21 protein-coding genes and 1 pseudogene are annotated in these 24,950 nt (G+C 71.1%); 10 read left to right on the forward strand and 12 right to left on the reverse strand.

The window, feature by feature from the left end; translation table 11 throughout:
- The first annotated feature begins 38 nt into the window (after positions 1 to 38).
- On the forward strand, positions 39 to 869 hold the full coding sequence (locus QNO09_RS24205) for a hypothetical protein (protein ID WP_283972351.1): 831 nt from the start codon (positions 39 to 41) through the stop codon (positions 867 to 869).
- A gap of 219 nt (positions 870 to 1,088) precedes the next feature.
- Here the strand turns inward: QNO09_RS24205 and QNO09_RS24210 are convergent, their stop codons facing one another.
- The 5 genes from QNO09_RS24210 to QNO09_RS24230 all read right to left on the reverse strand — a co-directional run bounded on the left by QNO09_RS24210 (position 1,089) and on the right by QNO09_RS24230 (position 8,127).
- Positions 1,089 to 1,268, reverse strand: coding sequence for a DUF6104 family protein (locus QNO09_RS24210; protein WP_003992906.1), 180 nt, complete (start codon positions 1,266 to 1,268; stop codon positions 1,089 to 1,091).
- An 86-nt stretch (positions 1,269 to 1,354) separates the two neighbouring features.
- The gene (locus QNO09_RS24215) at positions 1,355 to 5,182 is read right to left on the reverse strand and encodes a multifunctional oxoglutarate decarboxylase/oxoglutarate dehydrogenase thiamine pyrophosphate-binding subunit/dihydrolipoyllysine-residue succinyltransferase subunit (protein ID WP_283972352.1); all 3,828 of its coding nucleotides are present in this window, start codon (positions 5,180 to 5,182) and stop codon (positions 1,355 to 1,357) included.
- A 281-nt stretch (positions 5,183 to 5,463) separates the two neighbouring features.
- On the reverse strand, positions 5,464 to 6,576 hold the full coding sequence (locus QNO09_RS24220; RefSeq protein WP_283972353.1) for a sensor histidine kinase: 1,113 nt from the start codon (positions 6,574 to 6,576) through the stop codon (positions 5,464 to 5,466).
- On the reverse strand, positions 6,573 to 7,313 hold the full coding sequence (locus QNO09_RS24225; protein WP_221758607.1) for a response regulator transcription factor: 741 nt from the start codon (positions 7,311 to 7,313) through the stop codon (positions 6,573 to 6,575). The genes QNO09_RS24220 and QNO09_RS24225 overlap by 4 nt, the downstream gene beginning before the upstream one ends.
- Positions 7,314 to 7,449: 136 nt before the next feature.
- Positions 7,450 to 8,127: a spermidine synthase family protein gene (locus tag QNO09_RS24230; protein WP_283972354.1), complete on the reverse strand. Its 678-nt coding sequence runs from the start codon at positions 8,125 to 8,127 to the stop codon at positions 7,450 to 7,452.
- A 239-nt stretch (positions 8,128 to 8,366) separates the two neighbouring features.
- Between QNO09_RS24230 and QNO09_RS24235 the strand changes: the two are divergent.
- Positions 8,367 to 8,621, forward strand: a pseudogene (locus QNO09_RS24235) (rhomboid-like protein); the annotation flags it as partial.
- Between the two features lie 12 nt (positions 8,622 to 8,633).
- Here the strand turns inward: QNO09_RS24235 and QNO09_RS24240 are convergent.
- The gene (locus tag QNO09_RS24240) at positions 8,634 to 9,317 is read right to left on the reverse strand and encodes a GNAT family N-acetyltransferase (RefSeq protein WP_283972355.1); all 684 of its coding nucleotides are present in this window, start codon (positions 9,315 to 9,317) and stop codon (positions 8,634 to 8,636) included.
- A gap of 174 nt (positions 9,318 to 9,491) precedes the next feature.
- Between QNO09_RS24240 and lon the strand changes: the two genes are divergently transcribed.
- The gene (gene lon, locus QNO09_RS24245; protein WP_283972356.1) at positions 9,492 to 11,906 is read left to right on the forward strand and encodes an endopeptidase La; all 2,415 of its coding nucleotides are present in this window, start codon (positions 9,492 to 9,494) and stop codon (positions 11,904 to 11,906) included.
- A 190-nt stretch (positions 11,907 to 12,096) separates the two neighbouring features.
- Positions 12,097 to 12,588, forward strand: coding sequence for a MarR family winged helix-turn-helix transcriptional regulator (locus QNO09_RS24250; RefSeq protein ID WP_283972357.1), 492 nt, complete (start codon positions 12,097 to 12,099; stop codon positions 12,586 to 12,588).
- A gap of 23 nt (positions 12,589 to 12,611) precedes the next feature.
- Here the strand turns inward: QNO09_RS24250 and QNO09_RS24255 are convergent, their stop codons facing one another.
- Positions 12,612 to 13,397 carry a protein phosphatase 2C domain-containing protein gene (locus QNO09_RS24255; RefSeq protein WP_283972358.1) on the reverse strand — a complete coding sequence of 262 codons (786 nt, stop codon included), beginning with the start codon at positions 13,395 to 13,397 and terminating at the stop codon, positions 12,612 to 12,614.
- A gap of 368 nt (positions 13,398 to 13,765) precedes the next feature.
- Here QNO09_RS24255 and QNO09_RS24260 point away from each other — a divergent pair, with 368 nt between their 5' ends.
- The 5 genes from QNO09_RS24260 to QNO09_RS24280 are packed head-to-tail and all read left to right on the forward strand — an operon-like array spanning position 13,766 to position 19,635.
- Complete coding sequence (locus tag QNO09_RS24260) at positions 13,766 to 16,792, forward strand: sensor histidine kinase (protein ID WP_283972359.1); 3,027 nt, start codon at positions 13,766 to 13,768, stop codon at positions 16,790 to 16,792.
- A complete protein-coding gene (locus tag QNO09_RS24265) occupies positions 16,789 to 17,313 on the forward strand; it encodes a roadblock/LC7 domain-containing protein (RefSeq protein ID WP_283972360.1) in 525 nt (174 codons plus the stop codon). Before QNO09_RS24260 ends, QNO09_RS24265 begins: the two co-directional genes overlap by 4 nt.
- Complete coding sequence (locus tag QNO09_RS24270) at positions 17,310 to 17,732, forward strand: DUF742 domain-containing protein (protein ID WP_097220385.1); 423 nt, start codon at positions 17,310 to 17,312, stop codon at positions 17,730 to 17,732. Before QNO09_RS24265 ends, QNO09_RS24270 begins: the two co-directional genes overlap by 4 nt.
- The gene (locus QNO09_RS24275) at positions 17,713 to 18,360 is read left to right on the forward strand and encodes a GTP-binding protein (RefSeq protein ID WP_283972361.1); all 648 of its coding nucleotides are present in this window, start codon (positions 17,713 to 17,715) and stop codon (positions 18,358 to 18,360) included. Before QNO09_RS24270 ends, QNO09_RS24275 begins: the two co-directional genes overlap by 20 nt.
- Positions 18,361 to 18,372: 12 nt before the next feature.
- Positions 18,373 to 19,635 carry a styrene monooxygenase/indole monooxygenase family protein gene (locus tag QNO09_RS24280; RefSeq protein ID WP_283972362.1) on the forward strand — a complete coding sequence of 421 codons (1,263 nt, stop codon included), beginning with the start codon at positions 18,373 to 18,375 and terminating at the stop codon, positions 19,633 to 19,635.
- On the opposite strand, the gene QNO09_RS24285 is transcribed toward QNO09_RS24280, so the two are convergent.
- The 4 genes from QNO09_RS24285 to QNO09_RS24300 all read right to left on the reverse strand — a co-directional run bounded on the left by QNO09_RS24285 (position 19,632) and on the right by QNO09_RS24300 (position 23,143).
- Positions 19,632 to 20,813, reverse strand: a complete 1,182-nt coding sequence (locus QNO09_RS24285) for a C40 family peptidase (protein WP_283972363.1) — start codon at positions 20,811 to 20,813, stop codon at positions 19,632 to 19,634. The genes QNO09_RS24280 and QNO09_RS24285 overlap by 4 nt on opposite strands.
- A gap of 106 nt (positions 20,814 to 20,919) precedes the next feature.
- Positions 20,920 to 21,243: a DUF8847 domain-containing protein gene (locus QNO09_RS24290; protein WP_283972364.1), complete on the reverse strand. Its 324-nt coding sequence runs from the start codon at positions 21,241 to 21,243 to the stop codon at positions 20,920 to 20,922.
- Between the two features lie 10 nt (positions 21,244 to 21,253).
- Entirely contained in the window at positions 21,254 to 21,907 is a 654-nt protein-coding gene (locus tag QNO09_RS24295; protein WP_283972365.1) for a TetR/AcrR family transcriptional regulator, read from the reverse strand.
- A 297-nt stretch (positions 21,908 to 22,204) separates the two neighbouring features.
- Positions 22,205 to 23,143 carry an AurF N-oxygenase family protein gene (locus QNO09_RS24300; RefSeq protein ID WP_283972366.1) on the reverse strand — a complete coding sequence of 313 codons (939 nt, stop codon included), beginning with the start codon at positions 23,141 to 23,143 and terminating at the stop codon, positions 22,205 to 22,207.
- Between the two features lie 121 nt (positions 23,144 to 23,264).
- On the opposite strand from QNO09_RS24300, the gene QNO09_RS24305 reads away from it, so the two are divergent.
- Entirely contained in the window at positions 23,265 to 24,377 is a 1,113-nt protein-coding gene (locus QNO09_RS24305; protein WP_283972367.1) for a ferritin-like domain-containing protein, read from the forward strand.
- 42 nt (positions 24,378 to 24,419) lie between these two features.
- On the opposite strand, the gene QNO09_RS24310 is transcribed toward QNO09_RS24305, so the two are convergent.
- Positions 24,420 to 24,932 (reverse strand): DUF3291 domain-containing protein, encoded by a 513-nt coding sequence (locus QNO09_RS24310; RefSeq protein WP_283972368.1) that lies wholly within the window; start codon positions 24,930 to 24,932, stop codon positions 24,420 to 24,422.
- Positions 24,933 to 24,950 lie beyond the last annotated feature (18 nt).

Consider the following 24,950-nt stretch of genomic DNA (forward strand, 5'->3'; position numbering starts at 1 on the left):
AGTCATCAAGATGTGGCAAATCGCCCTAGCGTATGAGCATGTCGACGGAAGCTGACCGCACCGGTCCCGCCCCCGGGGCGCTGCTGTTGTGCCGGGCGTCACCCGGCTCCGTCGCCCCCGTCGCGCATCTGCTGCGCGAACCGATGCAACTCACCCGGGCGGGCGACGAGTGGAGTGCTCTCGTCCCCGAGGGCCGTCCCTGGCGGGACGGCGCCGATCCCGTCGACCGGGTGGTCACCGGCTGGGCCACGGCCCTCGCCGTCGGCGCGCCCTGGCCCGTCCTCGCCCTGTGGTGGGACACCGAGCACGCGGGATTCACGTTCGCGTCCGGCTTCCGCCGCCCGGTCGGCTTCGTATGGCTCGCGAGCGGCGTCCCGGTGGGGGAGGACGAGGCGATGCGCACCTTCGCGGCACGCCTGGGCCTCGACCCCGTCCTGGACGTCCAGGACCTTGGGCGACTGACCGAACCCGACTCCGCGGCCGACGCCGACGCCCGCCTGCGCGGCCTGCTCGCGGTGCTCGCGCGCGTGGGGGTCTCCCTGCCCGCCGGACTCGTTCCCGGCGAACCCGCCGACCGACTCCGGGAGGCCGCCGCCCGTCGGCCTGACACCGTGCCCGTCGCATGGCCGGGCCGGCGCGAGGCGGTCGCGGAACGCGACACCGTCGACCACAGCCGCTTCGGCCCCTGGATGCCCTGGACCGGCGGCCCGAGGGCCCGCGCCCTGGCCTTCGCCCAGGTGGCGGTGGGTCTCCCGCTCATCGCTTGGGGCCTGAGGCGGCGCAGCGGCGGCTGGACCACGGCAGGAGTGCTGCTGCTCGCGCACGGCGCACTGGGCCTGGCGTACACCCTCACGCACCCGCCAGACTGACGGCCCGCCTGCCTCACTGACTGACGCCCTGACGCCCTGACGCCCTGACGGCCGCCTGACCGACGGCCTGAGCCCGCCTGACCGGCAGCCTGACGGCCCACCTGACTGACGCCCTCACGCCCTGACGCCCTCACGCCCTGACGCCCTCACGGCCTGACGCCCTCACGGCCTGACGCCCTCACGGCCTGACGCCCTCACGCCTCGGCGGCGGTGTGTGTCCTACTCGTCGTCCTCGTCGTCCAGTCGCGCCAGCCACGTCGCCAGCCGCTCCACCGGAACCTCGAAGTCGGGATTGAGATCGACGAACGTCCGCAGTTGCTCGGCGAGCCACTCGAAGGTGACTTCCTCCTCGCCGCGCCGCTTCTCCAGTTCCTCGATGCCACGGTCCGTGAAGTACATGCCCCCAAGGATAGGTGGGCGCAAACGGCCGGGCCGCACCCCCGAAGCGGGGATGCGGCCCGGTCACGCGGGACGTGCGTGGGCGATTACGCCTCGAACACCTCGCGCACCAGCTGCTCCTGCTCGGCCTGGTGCCGCTTCGCGGAACCCACCGCCGGGGACGAGCCGTGCGGGCGCGAGATGCGCCGCAGCCGCTCGCCGTGCGGGACGTCCGCGCCGACCGCCAGGTCCAGGTGGTCGATCAGGTTGAGCGCGATGAACGGCCAGGCACCCTGGTTCGCCGGCTCCTCCTGGGCCCACAGGTACTTCTCGGCGTTCGGGTACTTCTTGATCTCCGCCTGGAGCTCGGCACCCGCCAGCGGGTACAGGCGCTCGATGCGGATGATCGCCGTGTCCGTCACACCGCGCTTCTGACGCTCGGCCTCCAGGTCGTAGTAGACCTTGCCGGCGCAGAAGACGACCTTCTTCACCGCGGCCGGGTCGACCGACGCGTCGCCGATGACCGGCTGGAACTGGCCCGTCGTGAACTCCTCGGCCTTGGCCGCCGCCGCCTTCAGGCGCAGCATCGACTTCGGCGTGAAGACCACCAGCGGCTTGTGGTGCGGGTTGTGCACCTGCCACCGCAGGAGGTGGAAGTAGTTCGACGGAGACGTCGGCATGGCGACCGTCATGTTGTTCTGGGCGCACATCTGGAGGAAGCGCTCCGGGCGGGCCGAGGAGTGGTCCGGGCCCTGGCCCTCGTAGCCGTGCGGCAGGAGCAGGACGACGCCGGACGTCTGGGCCCACTTCTGCTCGGCCGACGAGATGAACTCGTCCACGACCGTCTGCGCGCCGTTGACGAAGTCGCCGAACTGCGCCTCCCACATCACGAGCGCCTCGGGGCGGGCCAGCGAGTAGCCGTACTCGAAGCCCATCGCGGCGTACTCGGAGAGGAGGGAGTTGTAGACGTTGAGCCGCGCCTGGTCCTCGGAGAGGTACTGCAGCGGCGTGTACTCCTCGCCGGTGCTGCGGTCGATGATGACCGCGTGGCGCTGGCCGAACGTACCGCGCTGGGAGTCCTGGCCCGCCAGGCGGACCGGGACGCCCTCCAGCAGCAGGGAGCCGATCGCGAGGGTCTCGCCCATGCCCCAGTCGATGGTGCCGTCCTCGACCATCGCCGCCCGGCGCTGCAGCTGCGGCAGCAGACGCGGGTGGACGGTGATGTGGTCGGGGATGTTGACCTGGGACTCGGCGATCCGCTTGACGACCTCCGTGGTCACCGCGGTGTTCACGGCGACCGGGAACTCGGCCTGCGGGTCCGAGGACTCGACCGTCGCCGGCTGGGAGGTGGCCTCACGGACCTCCGTGAAGACCTTTTCCAGCTGGCCCTGGTAGTCCTGCAGCGCCTGCTCGGCCTCTTCCAGGGTGATGTCGCCGCGACCGATGAGGGACTCGGTGTAGAGCTTGCGCACCGAGCGCTTCTTGTCGATCAGGTCGTACATCAGCGGCTGGGTGAAGGCCGGGTTGTCCGACTCGTTGTGACCGCGGCGGCGGTAGCAGATGAGGTCGATCACCACGTCCTTGTTGAACGCCTGGCGGAACTCGAAGGCGAGCCGCGCGACGCGGACCACGGCCTCCGGGTCGTCGCCGTTCACGTGGAAGATCGGGGCCTCGATCATGCGGGCCACGTCCGTCGCGTACATGGAGGAACGCGAGGACTCGGGGGCCGCGGTGAAGCCGACCTGGTTGTTGATGACGATGTGGACCGTGCCGCCGGTGCGGTAGCCGCGCAGCTGCGACATGTTCAGGGTCTCGGCCACCACGCCCTGGCCCGCGAAGGCCGCGTCGCCGTGGATCGCCACCGGCAGGACGGTGAAGTCCGTGCCGCCCTTGTTGATGATGTCCTGCTTGGCGCGCGAGACGCCCTCCAGGACCGGGTCCACCGCCTCCAGGTGCGAGGGGTTCGCGACCAGGGAGACCTTGATCTGCTCGCCGTCGAGACCGGTGAAGGTGCCCTCGGCACCCAGGTGGTACTTCACGTCGCCGGAGCCGTGCATCGACTTCGGGTCGAGGTTGCCCTCGAACTCGCGGAAGATCTGCGCGTACGACTTGCCGACGATGTTGGCGAGGACGTTCAGGCGGCCGCGGTGGGCCATGCCGACGACGACCTCGTCCAGGCGGGACTCGGCGGCCGAGTCCAGCACGGCGTCCAGCAGCGGGATGACGGACTCGCCGCCCTCCAGGGAGAAGCGCTTCTGGCCGACGTACTTCGTCTGCAGGAAGGTCTCGAAGGCCTCGGCGGCGTTCAGCCGGCGCAGGATGCGCAGCTGCTCCTCACGCTCCGGCTTGGTGTGCGAGCGCTCGATGCGGTCCTGGATCCACTTGCGCTGCTTCGGGTCCTGGATGTGCATGAACTCGACGCCGGTGGTGCGGCAGTACGAGTCGCGCAGCACGCCGAGGATGTCGCGCAGCTTCATCAGGGACTTGCCGGCGAATCCGCCGACGGCGAACTCGCGCTCCAGGTCCCACAGGGTGAGCCCGTGCTCGGTGATGTCCAGGTCGGGGTGCTTGCGCTGCTGGTACTCCAGCGGGTCGGTGTCGGCCATGACGTGGCCGCGGACCCGGTAGGAGTGGATCAGCTCGAAGACGCGGGCGGCCTTGGTGACGTCGTCGTCGTGGGACGCGTCGATGTCCTTGAGCCAGCGGACCGGCTCGTAGGGGATGCGCAGCGCCTCGAAGACGTCGTCGTAGAAGCCGTTCTCACCGAGGAGGAGGTTCGCGACGATCCGCAGGAACTCGCCGGAGGCGGCGCCCTGGATCACCCGGTGGTCGTAGGTCGACGTGAGCGTCATGACCTTCGAGATGCCGAGCTTGTTCAGCGTGTCCTGGGACGTGCCCTGGAACTCCGCCGGGTAGTCCATGGAGCCGACACCCATGATCACCGACTGGCCGGGCATCAGACGCGGCACGGAGTGGACGGTGCCGAGGCCGCCGGGGTTGGTCAGGGAGACCGTCACACCGGTGAAGTCGTCCATGCCGAGCTTGCCGTCGCGGGCGCGGCGGACGATGTCCTCGTAGGCCTGCCAGAACTCGAAGAAGTTCAGCGTCTCGGCCTTCTTGATGCCCGCGACCACGAGCTGGCGGTCGCCGTTGGGCTTGACCAGGTCGATGGCGAGACCGAAGTTGATGTGCTCCGGCTTGACCAGGGTCGGCTTGCCGTCCTTCTCCATGAAGGAGTAGTTCATCGACGGCATGGCCTTGATGGCCTGCACCATCGCGTAGCCGATCAGGTGCGTGAAGGAGATCTTCCCGCCCCGGGCGCGCTTCAGGTGGTTGTTGATGACGATGCGGTTGTCGAAGAGCAGCTTCACCGGGACCGCGCGCACGGACGTGGCCGTGGGCACCTCCAGGGAGGCGTTCATGTTCTTCGCGACCGCGGCGGCCGGACCGCGCAGCACGACCTGCTCGGGGCCCGAGGGGGCCTCGGCGGCGGGCTCGGCCTTCTTCGCGGCGGCGGGCTTGGCGGCCGGCTTCGCGGCCGGGGCGGCCTGCGCCGGTGCGGGGGCCTGGGCCGGGGCCTGCGCGGCGGGCTTCGCCGGGGCCGGAGCCGGGGCGGGAGCCGGCGCGGCGGCGGGCTTCTCGGCCGCCGGGGCGGGGGCCTGGGTGGGAGCGGCCGGAGTGGCCGGCTGAGCGGTGGTGGTCCCCGCGGCCCCCGCGGCCGCGGTACCCGCCGGAGCCGAGGCGGCGGCCGCCCCCGGCTTGTAGTCGGCGAAGAAGTCCCACCAGGCTCGGTCTACCGAATTCGGGTCCTGGAGGTACTGCTGATAGATCTCGTCGACGAGCCACTCGTTGGCACCGAACGACGCGGCAGGGTTCTTCCCCGCTTGGTCGGTGTCGGTCGAGATGCTCGAGTTACTGGGGGACTGTGGCGACACGGCGGCAACCGCCCTCTTCCGCTTCACAAGATGATGGACAGCGGGAATCAAGGCTACGCCCCCCGGACGGGGAAGGTCAGGCCGGGCCCGTTCAACGTCGTGCAAGTCACATCTGGAACTGCGTTTCGGGCCTCGAAATGGCGGGAAACAAGCGTGGTTCCGCTTCAGCAGGGATGGGCGGGGCCGGGCCCCGGGCGCCGATGGCGCGGGCCTGTGCCTGATCACACGTGTCCGTCAGCGCGGACGCCCGTGGATCTTGTGGCTCCGCTTCGAACTTTACGTCAATTTGGCAGAGATGACAGTCCCGGAAGGGTGACAAGAATCCGGCAACCACGCTCGGATTCGGCCACTCCGATCCGGCCCCCGTGCAGGTCCACCGCCCAGCGGGCGATCGCCAGGCCGAGACCCGTGCCGCCGTCGCTGCCCGGACCCTGCGGCCGCTTGGCGCTGCCGCGGTTGAACCGCTCGAAGACGCGATGCCACTCGGACTTCGGAATGCCCGGTCCCTCGTCCAGGACCTCCAGCTCCAGCGACTCCGGCAGGGCGCCGCGCCGCGCCTTGACCGTCACCCGGCCGTGCGGCGGGCTGTGCTTGACCGCGTTGTCGATGAGATTGGCGACGACCTGGTGGATGCGCTCCGGGTCCGCGTGCGCGGTCAACTCGGGCGGGTGGACATCGAGATGCAGATGGACGTCGGTACGGGTGTGACTGCCCGAGCCGGTGGCGATGCCCGCGCGCACCGAGGCCACCATGTTGGCCTCCTTCAGCACGCCGGACAGATACGGCCAGACCTCGAACCGCCGCTGTTTCAGCGGGACGACGCCGTTGTCCAGACGGGACAGGTCCAGCAGCGTCTCCACCAGCCGCCCGAGCCGCTCGGTCTGCTTCAGCGCCGTGCGCATCGTCTCCGGGTCGGCCTGCGTGACGCCGTCGACGATGTTCTCCAGCACCGCGCGCAGGCCCGCGATGGGTGTGCGCAACTCGTGCGAGACATTCGCCACGAGTTCCTTGCGCTGGCTGTCCTGGGCCTCCAGCTCGTCGGCCATGGCGTTGATCGTCACGGCCAGGTCGCCCAGCTCGTCGCGGCGGTTCTCCCGCGTCCTGCGGGTGTAGTCGCCCTGCGAGATGGAACGGGCCACCGCCGTCATCTCGTCCAGGGGTGCGGTGAGTGAATGGGCCACGAACTGCGTGATGAGAAGCGTGGCGATCATCGAGAAGACCGTGATGAAGCGCAGTTCCGTCTTCGTGTGCACCGCGATCACCGACAGACCTGTGGTGATCAGCACCGAGATGACGACCAGCGCGCCCAGCTTGGTCTTGATCGAGAACGGGCTCACCCCGCCCCAGGGATCCGGCTCCCCGGGGTTTCTCCGTCCGGCCGGCCCGCCGCTCATGGCGTCGGCGTCTCCAGGGCGTAACCCACGCCGTGCACCGTGCGGATCCGCTCGGCGCCGATCTTCCGGCGCAGCGCCTTGATGTGGCTGTCGACCGTGCGGGTGCCGGAGGCGTCCGCCCAGTCCCAGACCTCGGCGAGCAACTGCTCACGGGAGAGCACCGCGCGCGGGGTGTTCGCCAGGCACACCAGCAGGTCGAACTCGGTGGGCGTGAGGTGGACGTCCTCGCTGCGCACCCGGACCCGGCGCTGGGCGTGGTCGATCTCCAGCTCGCCCAGGCGCAGGATGCCGGAGCGGGGGGTGGCCGCCGCGATGGCGGCCCGCTCCACCCGGCGCAGCAGGACGTGCACGCGCGCCGCCAGCTCCCGCATCGAGAACGGCTTGGTCATGTAGTCGTCGGCGCCGACGCCGAGCCCGACCAGCATGTCGGTCTCGTCGTCGCGCGCGGTGAGCATCATCACCGGCACCGGGCGGGCGGCCTGTACGCGCCGGCAAACCTCCAGGCCGTCGAAGCCGGGCAGCATGATGTCGAGGATCAGCAGGTCGGGCTGCCATGCCTCGGCCGTGTCGACCGCGGACGGGCCGTCACCCGCCGTTTGCACGAGGAATCCCTCGGCTCGCAGGCGGGTCGCGATGGCGTCCACGATCGTCGCGTCGTCCTCGACCACCAGGACCCGGCGCTGTGCGCCCGGAGTAGCCGTCGCCGAACCGTTGTGGGAGGTCTGTGTCTGCTCCATCGCCCGCCCCTGGGGTGTGCTTTCCCGGAATCAGTGGGGTGATTCCTTCTGACTGGCTATGCCTGCGCATGGTTGCGATTGACGCTTGAATGATCGGCGTCAGGGGAGCAGCGTACGGGGAGTCAGTACACCTTTGCTATCCAGGGCTGATGGCGAGGTGCACGACGTCCGGAACGCCCCGGGCAACCGGGATCTCTTCGGTACGCACCTGCTGGAACCCGGCATTCCGCAAAGTTTCCTCGAATTCCGCAGACGGCTGGGCGGACCAGACGGCGAGAACCCCGCCGGGTCTCAACACCCTTGCGCAGCTTGCCAGTCCGGCCTCCCGGTACAGGTGTCCGTTGCCCTCCGTGACGGTCCAGTCCGGTCCGTTGTCGATGTCGAGGCACAGGGCGTCGTACGTGTCGGATGTCTCATTGACGTGTGCGACGAGATCGGCTTCGACGATGGTCGTGCGAGGGTCCGCCAAGGCCTGGGCGGAGATCGCGGAGAGCGGGCCGTCGAGGTGCCACTCGACGATCGCGTGCTCGCGTTCCACCACCGTGATCCCGCCCCAGCGCGGGTCCGCGGCGGCGTGTGCCAGGGAGAAGCCGACGCCGAGGCCGCCGATCAGGACGTCGGGGCGGTCCCGGCCGGCCAGGGCGTCGAGTGCCGCGTCGACCAGCCGCCGCTCCGAGCGGCCGTCGGAGGTGTCCATCAGGAAACAGCCGTTGGAGATGATCTCCAGTCGGTCGTCGTGCCGCCGCAGCACCACCTCGCCGTGCGGGCCCTCGCGACGGTCCAGTACATCGGGCATGTCGTAAGGGGTAGGCATGGGGACATCCTGGCAGGGGAGGAGGGCGTGGCGCCTCGCCATTCGGCTGTGGCCCCGGGAGGGGACGTGGGGCGCGGCTTTCGGGTTGCTGTGAATCCGTTCTCGCGTGGCGCGGGTCACAGGCAGCGGAGCGCGCGGGGCGAAGGCTGGGACACGAGGGAGAGGAGCGCCCGTCGTGGAACGCGCCGTGCCGCCCCACGGGGCGGCCACGCCGACGCCGACGGGTGCGCCCGTGCGGGAGCTCCCTGCACCGCCTCGACCACGGCGTCAGCTTCGGCGTCGCCGCCGGCATCGGCGCTCTGGCGGGCCTGCTGCCGCTGTGGCCGCGCCTGCCGCTGCTGGCCGGCTTCGGCTGGATGCTGCTCCAGGACCTGCTCGCCTTCACCGACCCGCTGACGAACTGGGGGCATCTGATCGCCCTGGGCATCGGGCTCGCGACCTGGCCGGTGGCCCGGCGGTGGTACGCGACGCGCCTCGGCCCGGCCGGGGGCTGACCGCGAGGCCCTTCAGGCCCGGGCGGAGGCCGGCGGCTCAGGCCCGGTGGAGGCCGACGGTCCGTGCTTGGCGCTGGTCAGCGGGGCCACCGTCTCCCAGCCCAGCGCCTCGTAGAGACCTCGGCCCGCGGGGGTGCCGGCCAGGACCCCGGTCCGTGCTCCCTGCCGGGCGGCGGCGTTCTGCAACGTCCGCACGACGAGGCTGCCCAGACCCTTGCGGCGGTGCTCGGGGGCCGTCTCGATCTGGTCGACGACGGCGGTCTCGCCCGTCGGGGTGACCTGCCCGCGGGCCGCCAGCGACCCGTCCGGCGCGGCCACCATCAGTCGGGTCACCCCACCGCGCGACCACGCGCGCAGTCGGAAGCCCTCGGGTACGGCCGGAGCGCCGCCCGCCTTCAGGGGGACCGTCATCAGACAGCCGGGCTCGGGGTCGATCCACCAGGTGTCATTGAGCCAGCCGGAGACCACCGAGGGGTCCCGGAAGGCCTTCAGCCACACACCCCGGCCGGTCACCCCGTCGGCCACCTTGCGGACGGTCGTCTCGTCGAGGCTCTCGCCCGTCGCGCCGAACACATGCCGTGTGACGTGGCCGTACATCCCCATGTCGATGGTCCAGCCCCACGGCTCGGCCAGCGGTGGAGCGGCCCCGCGCGACACGACCCATCCGTTCACCCAGGCCTGCACGGTTCCGTCCATGCCATCCCCCCGTAATGAGCGCGCAGCGTTGTTATCCCTTACCTGGGGACCTTACGCGGCCTCCGGCTCCCGGCGTCACGGGTGATCGCTGACAGCGAACAGTGGGCCGGGAACAACCGGCACCGCCCAAGCATTGAGTCGACATAGCTCAACTTGACTGCCGAAGGGGAGATCATGGCTTCGACGTCCACACCGCTCACCCTGCCCGTGCTGCCGCTCGACGGAGAGGTCGTGCTGCCCGGGATGGTGGTCCCGCTGGACCTGAGCGATTCCGAGGTCCGTGCCGCGGTGGAGGCCGCCCAGGCCGCTGCCCGGACAACGCCCGGAAAGCCCCGGATACTCCTGGTGCCACGCATCGACGGGACATACGCGAACACCGGTGTGCTCGGCACCGTCGAGCAGGTCGGCCGGCTGGCCGACGGCGACCCCGGTGCGCTGATCCGGGGCCGGGGCCGGGTGCGCATCGGTGCGGGCACGACCGGCCCCGGCGCCGCCCTCTGGGTGGAGGGCACCAGCGTCGACGAGGCCGTGCCGGAGCCGCTGCCCGGGCAGGTCGCCGACCTGGTCAAGGAATACAAGGCCCTCGCCACCGCCTGGCTGCGCAAGCGCGGCGCCTGGCAGGTCGTCGACCGGGTCCAGGCCATCGACGACGTCTCGGCGCTCGCCGACAACTCCGGCTACTCGCCGTTCCTGACCACCGACCAGAAGGTCGAGCTGCTGGAGACCGCCGACCCGGTGGCCCGGCTCAAGCTCGCCACGCAGCAGCTGCGCGACCACCTCGCCGAGCAGGACGTGGCCGAGTCCATCGCCAAGGACGTCCAGGAGGGCGTCGACAAGCAGCAGCGCGAGTTCCTGCTGCGGCGCCAGCTGGAAGCCGTCCGCAAGGAGTTGCGCGAGCTCAACGGCGAGCAGGAGGGCGAGGAGTCCGACGACTACCGCACCCGCGTGGAGGCCGCCGACCTGCCCGGGAAGGTCCGCGAGGCCGCCCTCAAGGAGGTCGACAAGCTGGAGCGGTCCTCCGACCAGTCGCCCGAGGGCTCCTGGATCCGCACCTGGCTCGACACGGTCCTGGAGATGCCGTGGAACGAGCGCACCGAGGACGCCTACGACATCCGGGGCGCCAAGGCGGTCCTGGACGCCGAGCACTCCGGGCTGGAGGACGTGAAGGAACGCATCACCGAGTACCTGGCCGTGCGCAAGCGCCGTGACGACCGGGGTCTGGGCGTGGTCGGCGGGCGGCGCGGCGGTGCCGTGCTCGCGCTCGTCGGACCGCCCGGCGTCGGCAAGACCAGCCTGGGCGAGTCCGTCGCCCACGCCATGGGCCGCAAGTTCGTGCGCGTCGCCCTCGGCGGCGTCCGAGACGAGGCCGAGATCCGCGGTCACCGGCGTACGTACGTCGGCGCCCTGCCGGGCCGGGTCGTCCGGGCCGTCAAGGAGGCCGGGTCGATGAACCCGGTCGTGCTGCTCGACGAGATCGACAAGGTGGGCTCCGACTTCCGGGGCGACCCGGCCGCCGCCCTCCTGGAAGTGCTCGACCCCGCGCAGAACCACACCTTCCGGGACCACTACCTGGAGGTCGAGCTGGACCTGTCGGACGTCGTCTTCCTGGCCACGGCCAACGTCCTGGAGGCGATCCCGGAGGCCCTGGCCGACCGGATGGAGATCGTCCGTCTGGACGGCTACACCGAGGACGAGAAGGTCGTCATCGCCCGCGATCACCTGCTGCCGCGCCAACTGGAGCGGGCCGGGCTCGACAGGGACGAGGTGACCATCGACGAGGGCGCGCTGCGCAAGCTCGCCGGTGAGTACACGCGCGAGGCGGGGGTCCGCACCCTGGAGCGGTCCGTCGCACGGCTGCTGCGCAAGATCGCGGCCCAGCACGAACTGGGCGAGCGGAAGCTGCCGTTCACCGTCCGGGACGAGGATCTGCGCGACCTGATCGGCCGGCCCCACCACGTGCCCGAGTCCGCCCAGGACCCGGCCGAGCGGCGGACGTCCGTGCCGGGCGTGGCCACCGGGCTCGCGGTGACCGGGGCGGGCGGTGACGTGCTGTACGTCGAGGCGTCGCTGGCCGATCCGGAGACGGGCGCGGCCGGACTGACCCTGACCGGTCAGCTGGGAGAGGTGATGAAGGAGTCCGCGCAGATCGCGCTGAGCTTCCTGCGCTCCCACGGCGCCGAGCTCGAACTGCCGGTGGGCGACCTGAAGGACCGGGGCGTGCACATCCACTTCCCGGCGGGCGCGGTTCCCAAGGACGGCCCGAGCGCCGGCATCACGATGACCACGGCCCTCGCGTCGCTGCTGTCCGGACGACTGGTCCGCACGGACGTGGCGATGACCGGTGAGGTCTCGCTGACCGGGCGGGTCCTGCCGATCGGCGGTGTGAAGCAGAAGCTGCTCGCGGCGCACCGGGCCGGTGTCACCACGGTGATCATCCCCAAGCGCAACGAGCCCGACCTGGACGACGTCCCGGCGGAGGTGCTGGACAAGCTCGACGTCCACGCCGTCACCGACGTCCGCCAGGTCCTGGAACTGGCGCTCGCGCCCGCGACGAGCGAGGCGGCGCCGGAGGTTCCGGTCGCGGCGTGACGGGCGTGGCCGGATAGAGGAAGGCCCGGGTTCCCGTGAGGGAGCCCGGGCCTTCACGATGGGGTGGCCGTGTGGACAGAAGCGCCCTGACCTGCGGAATACTTGCCGAACTGCGGTGATCACGGCAGATGGCGGAAAATTCCATTACCGGCATTCTCACGGCCGGGCGACGACCGAGGCAGGGGCTGACGTGCACGAGGGCGGCAACGACGACGGACACCGCGACGCCGGTGTGGCCGGAACCGGTGTGGATCAGCCCGCCTTCCTGGCGCTGGAGCGCGAGCTGACCGTGCTGCTGCGGCGCGCCCGGGCCAGCCAGGGCGAAATGGCCCGCGAGGTCCACCCCGACCTGGAGTCGTCCGCCTACGGTCTGCTGGTCCGGCTGGACGAGTGCGGACAGCAGCGGGCCACCGAGCTCGCCGCCTACATCGGGGTCGGCAAGGCGACGATGTCCCGCCAGCTGCGCGCCCTGGAGGACCTGGGACTGGTCGCGCGCGAGCCCGATCCCGCCGACGGACGCGCCTGGCTCGTCGCCCTCACCCAGGAGGGCCACGACCGCGTCCGCCGGGTCCGGGAGGCCCGCCGCGCCCGCTACGCCGGCCGCCTGGCCGACTGGGACTCCCGCGAGGTCACCGAACTGGCCCGACTGCTGCACCAGCTCAACCGCGGTATGGAGAAGTAGACCGGACACTCCGCGGAACCCGACTAGAACTCGACGAACACCACGGTCGCGTCGTCGTGCCTCTTGCCCCTGCCCGGGGAGGTCGCGACGACGTCCGACCGCTCCAGTATCCGGACCCGGTCCAGCAGTGCCTGCGGGCCCTCCTTGCGGACGACGTGCAAGCAGTCCGCCCAGTCGCCCTCCTCGAACCGCTCCATCCAGCGGGTGGCACCGTCCGTCAGCGCGGCCAGGGCGCGCACCTCGCTGCGGGGCAGGGTGCCGGTCACCGCTCGGCGGGCCACCGAAGGGTCCGCGGCCGCCGTGAAGAAGCCGCCCTCCCTGTTGCGGAGCGTGGAGTCCACCAGCGCGTCCGTCGCCAGCGCCGAGCGGGGGAGCAGGGCCAGCCGGTCGTCGAGGACGGGCGTCACCCCACCGTCCGGGGACTCCAGGAGAAGGGCCGAGTCCGACAGGACCAGGTACTCCACCGTGTCCGGATTCCAGCGGGCCGCCACGACCGTGGCCTGAGGCGTCCGGGGGTGAGAAAGGTCACAGGTTGCGGCGTGTGCCTCGGAGGTACGCGCGATGGCGCGGGACAAGGCGTCGACCAGGGGAACATCCGGGAGTGAAACGGTCAGTTCGGTCAGTGCCCCACCGAGGCGCGCGGTGAACCAGGGGACGGAATGCAGACAACCCGTCCCGGCCCTCGGTGGCGTGACCCCGTCCAGGACGACGACCGAACCGCCCTGTCCCGAGGCCGGTAGTCCGACACTGGCGAAGTCCTCGTTGGGGCGGTCGGCGTCTCCCGGCTCCGAGGCGAGTTCAGTTCGCATCCGGCCAGTCTGCACGAGCCCTTCACACGGCCCGCAAAGGGTCCGCAAGGGGCGCGAGACCGACGCGGCCACGCAGGTCAGACGCCGGGTTTGGGCTGGAATGATTTGTTCCGGGAAGGCGTGGTGGCGAATACTGCCACCGGCCGTCCCCGTCGTCCAACCGGCGTGCCGCGCACGTCCGCTGCGAAAGCCTGCGGAACTTGCCCCTCAACTCCCGTCCGAGGTTCACTCCTTCGGGTGGCGGGTCAGGTGATGCGCGTGCGCTGCCCACCGGCGCTGGGAGGGTCGGGAAGTGTACCGGGAGTACGCGCCAGTTGACGGAGCGTCACCCGGGCCCAAGGGTTCACGAGTCAGGAATGCGAGCACCGGTGCAGAAGACGCGGCCTCGTCGCACAGGCAAGCAGACGGCCCCTGTTCAGGGCGCTGAGCCGACCACCCCCACCGGCAAGGGCCGCCCCACCCACGTACGCAACCGGCTGATCGTCGCCGTGGCCGTGGTCGCCGCGGCCATCGCCGCCGCCGGCACCCCGTCCGTCCTCGCCGCCTCCGGGCAACTCCACGACTCCCAGGAACTGGTGACGCTCGCGGAGCAGACCCAGGACGCGCTGACCCTCGCGCACTCCCTCGCCGACGAGCGGGACGACGTCACCTCCTACATCGCGGCCGGGCGCCCCAAGACCAAGGCGCCCTCCGAGCAGCGCAGCGCCCGAGTGGACCGGCAGGTCGAGGAACTGCGGTCCGACACCGACACCCCGGCCTCGCTCCGCTCGGACCTCGACGCCATAGCGGCCGTGCGCAGGGCGGCGCTCACCGGCAAGAGCAGCGCCCTCGAAGCGCACCAGGCGTACTCCACCACCATCACCGAACTCCACCGCCTCGCCGAGCAGCTGGCGCAGCAGACGCCGCCGCGCGCGGGTGACGGCGGTTACGCCCTGGCCGAGCTCGATTCCGCCGTCCAGCAGGCCGCCGCGGCCCGCGGGCTGCTGCTCGCCGCGCTCAGCGTGCCGAGCAGCACCCAGACGGTCATCGACCCTCTCACCGGCCTGCCGACCGAGACCAGCACCTCCTCGGACGCCGACACCCGACGGCGCGACCTGCTGAGTGCCGCCGCCCAGCAGGCCCGGCTGCGCTCCGACGCGGCCCTGGCCGACTTCCGCGGCACCGCCCCCGAGCAGGCCCGCGCCTCCTTCGACTCCACGGTCACCGGCACCGAGGTCAACTCCGCCGACAAGTACCTCGCCGCCCTGACCGACCAGCCGACGCTCTCCCGCAGCGATCTCGCCACCAGCACCAAGCAGCTCGACGCGGCCCTGTCCGCCCGTGTGGATCTGATGCGCGGCGTGGAGTCGGCCCTCTACGACCGGCGTACCAAGGACCTGGAGGCGCTGCGCGACGACGACGTCACCGCGCTGGAGATCCGCATCGCCGTCCTCGGCGCACTCATGCTGCTCGCCGTCGGTGTCGCCACGGGCATGGCGCGCAGCCTCACCCGTCCCCTCGCGGTCCTGCGCCTGGGGTCCAAGCGCCTCGCCGAGGCCGACGACCCGGCGGCCGAGGAGCCGGTGAAGTTCACCGGCCGCAACGACGAGTTCGCCCAGGTCGTCCGCTCCGTCAACGCCCTGCACGCGCACGCGGCCGCCCTCACCGAGCGCATCACCACGCTGGAGTCCGACCGCAAGCACCTCGTCGGCCAGCGCCAGAAGATGGCCGACGCACGCGAGGAACTGCGCGGCGAACTCGCCGAGTCCGCCGCTCAGCTGGAGCGGCTGCGCACGGCGATCGGCGGGACGTTCGTCAACCTCGCGCTGCGCACCCTCGGCCTGGTCGAACGGCAACTGGCCGTGATCGAGAACCTGGAGGAACGCGAGCAGGACCCGGACCGGCTCGCCACGCTGTTCAAGCTCGACCACTTCGCGACGGTCATGCGCCGGCACAGCGAGAACCTCCTGGTCCTCGCCGGCACCGAGCACGTCCAGCACGCCGCCGGGCCGGTGCCGCTGGTGGACGTCGTACGTGCCGCGGTGAGCGAGATCGAGCGGTACGAGCGGGTCGGGATCGCCGCGCTGCCACCGCACGCGCACATCGCCGGGTTCGCCGCCGACGACCTCTCCCACCTGCTGGCCGAACTCATGGAGAACGCCACCTCGTTCTCCCCGCCCGACCTGCCCGTCGAGATCTCCGGCTGGCTGCTGGAGAACGGCGAGGTCATGCTCTCCGTCCAGGACGAGGGCATCGGTATGACCGAGGAACGGCTGCAGCGCCTCAACTCCCGCCTCACCGACTTCGACCCCGAGGCGCCGTACGACCAGGAGGGCGAGGACGGTCTGGGCCTCGGCCTGTACGTCGTGGCCCGGCTCGCCCACCGCCACGGCGTGCGCGTCCAGCTGCGCGAGCAGAAGCAGGGCGGTGTCGCGGCGGTCGTCGTCCTGCCCCGCACGCTCCTCGCCGCCGCCCCGCCCGTGTCCGTGCCGACCTCCGGCACCCCGGCCGGCGCGACCCACTCCTTCTCCTTCCCGGGTGCCGACGCCGAGGCCAACTCCAACGTGCTGCCCGGCCGCACGGCCGGTGACGACCCGTTGGTCGCCCTGGCGGAGAAGGCGGTGCAGCGGGACGAGACCACGGAGAGCACCGGTGCCGCCCAGCACCCGGAACCGGCAGGGGAGCCGGAACCAGCAGCAGGGGAGCGGGAACCGGCCGAGGCGGCTAAACCGGCCGAGGCGGCCGTACCGGCGGCCCAGGCCGAGTCGCGAGCACCCGCGGAACGGGCGGCTCCCGCGGAACGGGCGGCTCCCGCGGAACGGGCGGCTCCCGCGGGACCGGCGGCTCCCGCGGGACCGGCGGCACCCACCGAACCGGCGGCACCCACCGAACCGGTGCCCGCCGAACCCGCCGCAGACGCCGAACCGGCCGGAAGCGCGGCACCCGTGGAGTCCCCCGCGGAAACCACGATGGAACTGCTCATCCCGGCGCAGCAGGGGGCGCCGGACCCGGACCGGGGCGAGACGGCGGCAGCCGAGGGCGGGACCGGCCCTCGGAGCCCGCTCGCACCCGAGGACGCACCCCGCACGGGCGATGCGGACGCGGACGAGAGCCCGGAGCACGAACGCGCTCCCGACGAGGAGGAGGACCGCGTCACCGACAAGGGCCTCCCCAAGCGCACTCCGAAGATCACCGCATCGACCACCGCCCCGCGCCAGCGCAGCGGCTCCGTCGACGCCGATGCCCTGCGCCGCCGTCTCGGCGGCTTCCGCCAGGGGGCGCAGGCCGGCTACCGCGACGTGGAGGCGGAGATCGCCGAGAGGACGGCCTCGCACCAGCGGCCGGCCACCGGCACCGCAGGACCAGCTGAATCCGAAGAAGCCACGGGGGGCACAGTCGAGGAGGCAAGCAGTTGACCGCTCCCAGTACCTTCGGACTGATCGGACTGAGCAGTGAGGCCCGCAACCTGCACTGGCTGCTGACCAATCTGGTCGAGGAGGTGCCCGGCATCCTCTCCGTCGCTGTCGTCTCGTCCGACGGACTGCTCCTGCTCTCCTCCGACGACAGCCGCAACAAGGAGGCGAGGGAGGCCCTGCACGCCGCCGGGACCCGGCGCACCGGGCCGCGCGGCTCCGCCGCCGACCTGGCCACCATCGTCTCCGGCATCGGCAGCCTGACCATCGGCGCCGCGAAGCTGATGGACTTCGGCGGGGTCAAGCACACGATGATCGCGATGGACGAGGGCAGCCTGTTCGTGATGTCGATCAGCGACGGCTCGCTGCTCGGCGTCCACGGCTCCGCGGCCTGCGACATGAGCGTCGTGGCGTATCACATGGCCCTGTTCGTCGGCCGGGCCGGCCATGTGCTGACGCCCGAACTCCGCAGCGAGCTCCGTAAATCCCTGGAGGATTCCCAGACGACGGGGAGTGCCCGATGAGCAGTACGCCCAAGCACCACCTCCCGGTCCGCGGCGGCGACCGCAAACCCGCCCGGGTCCGCCCCTACTCGCTCACCGGCGGCCGCACCCGCTTCGGCCACGTCCTCCTCGTGGAGACGTTCGTGGCGAGCACGGCCGCGCTCGACGCTCCCGAGGAGCGCAAGGAACTGACGAACGGCAACCTCTCCACCCGCGTCATGCCGGAGCTGCGGGCCATCGTCGAACTGTGCCGCCGGATGCGTACGGTGGCCGAGATCGCCGCGCTGCTGAAGATGCCGCTCGGCGTGGTCCGCGTGCTCCTGAGCGACCTCGCGGACCAGGGAAAGATCCGTGTGTACGGAACGGGCACCGGCCATGGCACGGGCCGCCCGGACCGCGCTCTGCTGGAAAGGGTGCTGAGTGGACTCCGTCGTCTCTGACGCCGCTCACGGCGTATCTGGTTCATCCCCGTTCGTCCAGCCCGGCGAGAGCATGCACGCCTGGGAGACGGACCGCACCCGTGCCCCGATCGCCACGAAGATCGTGGTGGCGGGCGGCTTCGGCGTCGGCAAGACCACCCTGGTCACCGCCGTCTCGGAGATCACGCCCCTGCAGACCGAGGCGCTGATGACCGAGGCGAGCGAGGCGACCGACGACCTCACCGCCACGCCCGGCAAGACCACCACCACCGTCGCCATGGACTTCGGGCGCCTCACGCTCGACGACGACCTGGTGCTCTACCTGTTCGGCACCCCGGGCCAGCAGCGGTTCTGGTTCATGTGGGACGACATCGTGCGCGGCGCGATCGGCGCCGTCGTCCTGGCCGACACCCGCCGTCTGAAGGACTGCTTCCCGGTCCTGGACTACTTCGAGAGCTCCGGGCTGCCGTACGTGGTCGCGGTCAACCACTTCGACGGCAGCGAGCTGTTCGAGCCGGAGGATGTGCGGGAGGCCCTGACCATCCCGCGACACATACCTGTCATGATCATGGACGCGCGTCGCCGGATCTCCGTGATCGAGACCCTCCTGGCCCTCGTGGGCCACGCGCTCGACGAAACCCCCGAGTAGAGGACAGCCCGCATGCGGAAGATACTCGTCGTCGGAGCCGGTCAGTCCGGGCTCCAGATCGCCCTCGGCCTCCAGTCACAGGGGTACGAGGTCACCCTGATGTCCAACCGGACGGCGGACGAGATCCGCACCGGCCGGGTCATGTCCACGCAGTGCATGTTCCACACGGCACTCCAGCACGAGCGCGATCTCCAGCTGAACTTCTGGGAGTCCCGGGCCCCGAAGATCGAAGGACTCGGCGTCTCGGTCGCCGCCCCCGGCTCCTGGGCCGAGGGCCCGTCCGCCCGTGCCATCGACTGGCTGGGCAAGCTCGACGGATTCGCCCAGTCGATCGACCAGCGCGTGAAGATGGCCGGCTGGATGGAGACGTTCGCCCAGCGAGGCGGCCAGCTCGTCATCCACGGCGCGGCCGTCGGCGACCTCGACTACTTCTCCCGCACCTACGACCTGGTGCTCGTCGCGGCCGGAAAGGGCGAGCTGGTCCAGATGTTCGGCCGCGACGCCGAGCGCTCCCCCTACAGCGAGCCGCAGCGCGCGCTGGCCGTGGCGTACGTCCACGGCCTCGGCCCGCGTCCCGAGCACCCCGGCACCGAAGCGGTCCGCTGCAATCTCGTCCCGGGCGTCGGCGAACTGTTCGTCATGCCCTGCCTGACCACCTCCGGCCGCGCCGACATCCTGTTCTGGGAGGGCATACCCGGCGGCCCGCTCGACGCCTTCAACGGCGTCAAGGACCCCGCGGAGCACCTCTCCCTGACCCTGGAACTCATGGAGCGGTACGTCCCCTGGGAGTACGCGCGGGCCACCAAGGTCGAACTCACCGACGCCGGAGGCACGCTGGCCGGGCGCTACGCCCCCACCGTCCGCAACCCCGTCGGCCGCCTCCCGGGCGGCGGGCTGGTCCTCGGCGTCGCCGACGTGGTCGTCGCCAACGACCCGATCACCGGGCAGGGTTCCAACTCGGCGTCCAAGTGCGCCGCCGCGTACCTCTCCTCGATCGTCGAGCACGGCGACAAGCCGTTCGACGAGGAGTGGATGCGGGCCACCTTCGACCGCTACTGGGACACCGCCCAGCACGTCACCAAGTGGACCAACGCGATGCTCGCGCCGCCGCCGGAGCACATCCTGAACCTCATCGGTGCCGCCGGTGAGCTCCAGCCGGTGGCCGACCGCTTCGCCAACGGCTTCAACGACCCGGCCGACTTCGAGAACTTCCTCTACGACCCGGCGAAGACGCAGGCCTACCTGACCGAGGTGTCGGGCGCGGGCGCCGCCTAGTCCCCCTTGTCGTCCGCGTACCCCGTACCGCCGGCATCGCTCCCGTCGCCCTCATAGCCCTCGTCCGGGCCGTCCATGGCGCCCTCGGGGAGCTCCGGCGGCTCGTAACGCCGCAGGGGCTCCCCGTCCGGGTCCGGCCGTACCGCGCCCAGGACCGGGTTGGCCGCGATGGGTGACACCTTCACCTTCGCGCCGGGACGGGGTGCCTGGACGACCATGCCGTCCCCGAGGTACAGCGCGACGTGCGTGGCCTCGGGGAAGTACACCACCAGGTCGCCCGGGCGCAGCTCGTCCAGCGGGATCCGCTCGAGCCGCTCCCACTGCTCCTGGCTGGTCCGGGGGATGGGCGTCCCTGCCGCCTCCCAGGCCCGGGAGGTCAGCCCCGAGCAGTCGTACGTCCGCGGGCCCTCGGCGCCCCACTCGTACGGCTTGCCGAGCTGCCGTACGGCGTAGCGCACGGCCCGGGCTCCTCCGGCCGACGGGGTGCGGACGCCGCTGCTCCCGGCGGGGCCGAGCGCGCCGGACGTCATGAACTCCTCCTGCGCCTTCGTGACGCCGTTCCGCTCGAACTCGGCCAGTGCGCTCAGCCGGTCGGGGCTGAGGGAGGCGAGCGCTTCCTCGACGTCGTGGAGGCGGGAGCGGACCTCGTCCCGTTCCTTCCCACGCCGCTCGGTGAGGGCGAGCTGCTCGTCGAGGGCCTTGCGGGCCTTGCGGGCCAGCTCCTGGGCCTTGTGCTCGTGGCCGGTCAGCCGGCCGGTGGTGTCCGCCCGCTCCCGTGCGATCCGGCCGATCACATGGCCCTGCTCGACCGCGCGCTGCGGGTCGCGGGCCAGAAGCAGGCGTACGTACGGGGAGATGGCGGTGCTGCTCTGGTACTGCTGCCGGGCCAGCCGGCCGGCCGCTCCCCGGCTGTCGTGCAGGGAGAGCCGGACGCGGGCGAGGGCCCGGTCCAGACGGTCGGTCTCGGCGCGCTGCCTCTTCAGCTTCTCCTCGGTGGCGTTGTAGGCCTCGGTGGCCTCCTCGGCCTTCCGGTACAGCGACTGAAGATCCGTCAGAAGTTCGGCGATGTCGCGCTGTTCCGTGTCCGGCTCGGGCACGGCCACGGCCGGGGCGGGTGCCAGGACGGTTCCGGCCGCCGTCGCCGCGATGCAGACCAGACGCAGAATCTTTCCTGACATGCCATCACCTCCGGTGCGGGGGCGGCGTGGTGCCGCCGGACATCGTGAGGATCAGGCGTGTGCGCGCGGTGCGCGCGGTGGGTGTGCGCGGTTCGGCGCAACGGGTTCACCCGTCGGCGTCCTCCGGCTTGCCGGGCGGCGTGGCGTCTGGCTTGCCGGGGGGTGTGGGGTCCGGCTTCGACCAGGGCCAATTGAGCCGGTGGGGCGGGACGCCTTCCGGGGCGTACTCGTACTTCCAGCGGTTGGTCAGGCCCACCTTGCCCGGGCCCCGGGGGACACGGCGGTAGACGAGCACGGTGTCGGGCCCGCCGTCGGGGTCCGGGACGGGGATGCGGTACGTCTTGGGCGGGTGGCCGGTGATGCCGAGGAGGACGGGCAGGACCCTGCCGTCCATGGGCCCGCCCTCGAAGGGGGTCTCTTCGCTTCTCACGGGACCAGTGTCAGACATCCTCGGCGAGCGCCCGGACCAGGGCGTCGGTCTGCGGGTCGCGGCGGGCGGTCACGGTCAGCATCGCCATGAACTGCTCGACCAGCCAGTCGCGCAGCTCCCCGGCGGGGGGTCGCTTGTCCTCGTCGAGCCAGATGAGTGAACACGCCTCGACGGCCGTGATCCACATGCGGATGGTCATGCGCAGGCTCGGGCCGGGGCCGGTGACGCCCAGGTGGCTGAGGATGTGCTCGGCGGCGACGCGGCGGACGCCGTCGACGATGGCGGTGGTGCGTGAGGTCTCCACGACGCTGCCGCCCTGGAGGAGGGCGCTGAAGCCGGTGTCGTGCTCGTCGACGAAGGCGAGGTAGCGGTCGAGGGCGCGGGACAGCCGGGGGAGGAGGGGGCCCTCGCGGGGCTCGTCGAAGCAGTGCTGGAGCTCGTCGGCGGCGGAGCGCAGGGCGGCCTCGTAGAGCTGCTGCTTGCCGCCCGGGAAGTACCGGTAGACCAGGGGCCGCGAGACCCCGGCCGCCTCCGCCACGTCGTCGAGGGACACCTCCTCCGGGGCGCGGTGGGCGAAGAGGCCCAGCGCGGAGGTGAGCAGCTGACTGCGGCGTTCCTCGACGCTGAGTCGCCGGTAGGCGGGGGTGGGGGCGGCTGGTGTCATGCTCCGCAGGGTAATCGGGGGGCCGGGGGGCTGCGTAGCGGAGAACGGGGCGGGTGCGCGGAGCGCCCTCTCGGGTGTGGGCCGGGGCCGCGCGACACGGCCCCTGGCACCGCCCGGCGTCCCCGGCGGGAAGCGGACGGCGGTGATCCGGCCCGCCTCGGTGGCCGGCTCGGCCACGCCCTGGCCCTGAGCAGCGACCTCGCGACACTCCACACGGTTCACCAAGCGGTGCCCACCGGGTTCACCGAGTGGGGTGCCCACCGGATTCACCAAGTGGGCCGCCCCCCGCCCGCCCCGCTACGCCAGCAGCCCCGACGACTTCCACAACCGGCGGCCGACCCCCCGCAGCACCCCGATGTCGTCGAGGAAGTCGGTCAGGCGCTTGGAGCCGTTCTGCATGACCTCTCGGCGGTGCCCGCTGGCCCGGACCTGGGCGAGCGCCTCGCGCTTGTCGAGGCCCACGTTCGTGTAGACCTCGGGATTCACGAAGGCCACGGAGAAGACGCGGGCGAACTCACCGGAGGTGACGCGGGTGAACTCCTGCGACCACTTGGGGGCCGTCACCATCTGGCGTCGCAGTTCCTCGCGGGCGTAACGCACGTGGCGGGCCTCCTCCACGACGTGGATGCGGGTGACACCGCGGACGAGGCTCTGGACCCGCTCGTCGGGGAACGTCAGCCGCTGCATCCAGTCGAGGACCTCCTCGCCCAGCAGGGTCGCCGTGAAGGAACCCGGAGTGGTGGAGATGGTCTTGAACAGGCGCCCGAGCTGCTGGTGTGCGCGGCTGACCGGGTACCAGGGCGTGTCGCCCCGGGCGATCAGCCGGGCGAACATCTTGGAGTGCCGGCACTCGTCCTCGATCTCGGTGAGCGCGTAACGGACGTGCGCGCTCGTCGCCGCCTTGTCGTAGATGTGCCGGACCAGCAGCTGCATCAGGATGATCTCGAACCAGATGCCCAGGGAGGCCAGGGCCGCCGCCTCGTGCTGGGAGAGCAGGATCCGCTGCTCCTCACTCATCCGCTTCCACAGCGGGGTGTCGTAGAGCGACACCAGCTCCGGCGGCCAGAACCACTTGCCCTCCTCGAAGGGCGCCTCCCAGTCCAGCTCCTTGTCCGGGTCGAAGGAGTGCTTGGCGGAGGAGTCGAGCAGCCGCTGGGCCACCTGCTCCCGGTCCTTCAGCAGGCCGAGGGCATCGCGCAGTCCGTCGAGCGCGTCGGCTTCCGTCAGGGTCGTCATGGCTGCCCACCTCGTTGTGCACACGTCATTGTTGTTCTTATGAGACTGCCTGTCAGCAAGCTCGTCAATCCCCTGTGCGCTACTTGTTGACCCGGTGTCTACCTCGTGTGAGCCTGCGGGCATGCCGACTTTCGACCTGTACGCCATGGAGCCGGAAGAGCCCGTCCGGCAGGTCCCGGCGAGCGGCGCGGCCCGCTTCACCTGGGAGTACGACGACGGCCGCGACCGTCTCCTGGCCCTCTACCAGAAGGGCAAGGACAAGCAGTGGGACGGCCAGAAGCGCATCGACTGGGAGCTGGAGGTGGATCCCTGCGATCCGCTCGGGACTCCGGACGAGGCGATCTCCCTCCACGGAACCCGGCACTGGGCGAAGCTGACGGAGAAGGACAAGGGCGACCTGCGCCGGCACTACGCCTCCTGGCAGTTCAGCCAGTTCCTGCACGGCGAGCAGGGGGCGATGATCTGCGCCGCGCGGATCGTGGAGTCGGCCCCCGACCTGGACGCGAAGTTCTACTCCGCGACCCAGACCATGGACGAGGCCCGGCACGCCGAGATCTACGGCCGGTTCCTGCACGAGAAGATCGGGATGCTGTACCCGATCAACGACAACCTCCAGTCCCTGCTGGACGACACGCTGCGTGACGCACGCTGGGACATGCCGTACCTGGGCATGCAGGTGCTGATCGAGGGCCTCGCGCTGGCCGCCTTCGGCATGATCAGGGACACGACGGACAAGCCGCTGCCGAAGCAGATCCTCGCCTACGTCATGCAGGACGAGGCCCGGCACGTCGCCTTCGGGCGGATGGCCCTGCGCGACTACTACCGGCAGCTCACCGACGCCGAGTTGAGGGAGCGCGAGGAGTTCGTCATCGAGGGCTGCTACCTCATGCGGGACCGGCTGCGGGGCGTGGAGGTCCTGGAGAACTTCGGCATCCCCAAGGCCGAGGCAGAGGAGTACAGCGAGCAGTCCGAGTTCCTCACCCTGTTCCGCAAGCTCCTCTTCAGCCGCATCGTCCCCTGCGTCAAGGACATCGGCCTGTGGGGCGAACGCCTTCAGCGGGCCTACGTCGACATGGGCGTGCTGGAGATGGGCGACTCCAGCCTCGATCTGCTGATGTCCCAGGACGAGGAGATCGCCGAGAAGCTCGACGCCGAGCGCTTTGCGGCGGAGGAGAGGGAGCGGGTCGCCGAGGTGCGCGATGCGATCGACGCGGGGCGCGGAGCCGCCGGGTGAGCTCCCGCTGGAGCGTGAGCGGAACCGCCGGGTCAGCTCACGCTAGAGCGTGCAGCCCAGCCCCTCCGGCACCTCGCCGATCAGCGGCGTCGCCCCCTGGGGCGGGAACGACGTCCGCAGGGTGAAGGCGTACGGCGTCGGCCCGTGGGTGCGCAGATGCAACACGCGCGCCTCGGCCTCGGCGACCGTGGGGCGGTGGCCCACCGGGACCCACCAGAGGGCCACCATGGCCTCCTGGACACGCGCAAAGAACTCGCGGCGGCGGGCGAGCATCTCCCGGTGCCGGCCCTGGTACATGTACGCGGTCAGGGCGTCCGTGTCGCGCCACACCGACATGTTGATGATCAGCCAGGAGTCGCCGAAGACGGGCACGTCCGTGGCGTCGTCGCCGGCCTCGCCCTGCAGGCGCCAGACGAAACCGTCGGCCCCGTCCGCGTCCGCGTTCACCGGGTCGAGGTTGTCGACGAAGTCCTTCAACTGAGGCGAGTTCAGTGGGGCCTTGAGGCGACCGAGGTTGACCTGGGCGAGTTCGTACGCGGCGGAGGTCTCGGTCATGGACCGAACGGTAGGTCG

Origin of the sequence: Streptomyces sp. 378, from assembly GCF_030124145.1 — a bacterium.
Lineage (GTDB): Bacteria > Actinomycetota > Actinomycetes > Streptomycetales > Streptomycetaceae > Streptomyces.

What these genes read in the sequence shown, in the direction of transcription:
- QNO09_RS24205 (WP_283972351.1), top strand. Translation starts at nt 39, where the DNA reads ATGTCGACGGAAGCTGACCGCACCGGTCCCGCCCCCGGGGCGCTGCTG.
- QNO09_RS24210 (WP_003992906.1), bottom strand. Translation starts at nt 1,268, where the DNA reads ATGTACTTCACGGACCGTGGCATCGAGGAACTGGAGAAGCGGCGCGGC.
- QNO09_RS24220 (WP_283972353.1), bottom strand. Translation starts at nt 6,576, where the DNA reads ATGAGCGGCGGGCCGGCCGGACGGAGAAACCCCGGGGAGCCGGATCCC.
- QNO09_RS24225 (WP_221758607.1), bottom strand. Translation starts at nt 7,313, where the DNA reads ATGGAGCAGACACAGACCTCCCACAACGGTTCGGCGACGGCTACTCCG.
- QNO09_RS24230 (WP_283972354.1), bottom strand. Translation starts at nt 8,127, where the DNA reads ATGCCTACCCCTTACGACATGCCCGATGTACTGGACCGTCGCGAGGGC.
- QNO09_RS24240 (WP_283972355.1), bottom strand. Translation starts at nt 9,317, where the DNA reads ATGGACGGAACCGTGCAGGCCTGGGTGAACGGATGGGTCGTGTCGCGC.
- lon (WP_283972356.1), top strand. Translation starts at nt 9,492, where the DNA reads ATGGCTTCGACGTCCACACCGCTCACCCTGCCCGTGCTGCCGCTCGAC.
- QNO09_RS24255 (WP_283972358.1), bottom strand. Translation starts at nt 13,397, where the DNA reads ATGCGAACTGAACTCGCCTCGGAGCCGGGAGACGCCGACCGCCCCAAC.
- QNO09_RS24270 (WP_097220385.1), top strand. Translation starts at nt 17,310, where the DNA reads ATGAGCAGTACGCCCAAGCACCACCTCCCGGTCCGCGGCGGCGACCGC.
- QNO09_RS24280 (WP_283972362.1), top strand. Translation starts at nt 18,373, where the DNA reads ATGCGGAAGATACTCGTCGTCGGAGCCGGTCAGTCCGGGCTCCAGATC.
- QNO09_RS24285 (WP_283972363.1), bottom strand. Translation starts at nt 20,813, where the DNA reads ATGTCAGGAAAGATTCTGCGTCTGGTCTGCATCGCGGCGACGGCGGCC.
- QNO09_RS24295 (WP_283972365.1), bottom strand. Translation starts at nt 21,907, where the DNA reads ATGACACCAGCCGCCCCCACCCCCGCCTACCGGCGACTCAGCGTCGAG.
- QNO09_RS24300 (WP_283972366.1), bottom strand. Translation starts at nt 23,143, where the DNA reads ATGACGACCCTGACGGAAGCCGACGCGCTCGACGGACTGCGCGATGCC.
- QNO09_RS24305 (WP_283972367.1), top strand. Translation starts at nt 23,265, where the DNA reads ATGCCGACTTTCGACCTGTACGCCATGGAGCCGGAAGAGCCCGTCCGG.
- QNO09_RS24310 (WP_283972368.1), bottom strand. Translation starts at nt 24,932, where the DNA reads ATGACCGAGACCTCCGCCGCGTACGAACTCGCCCAGGTCAACCTCGGT.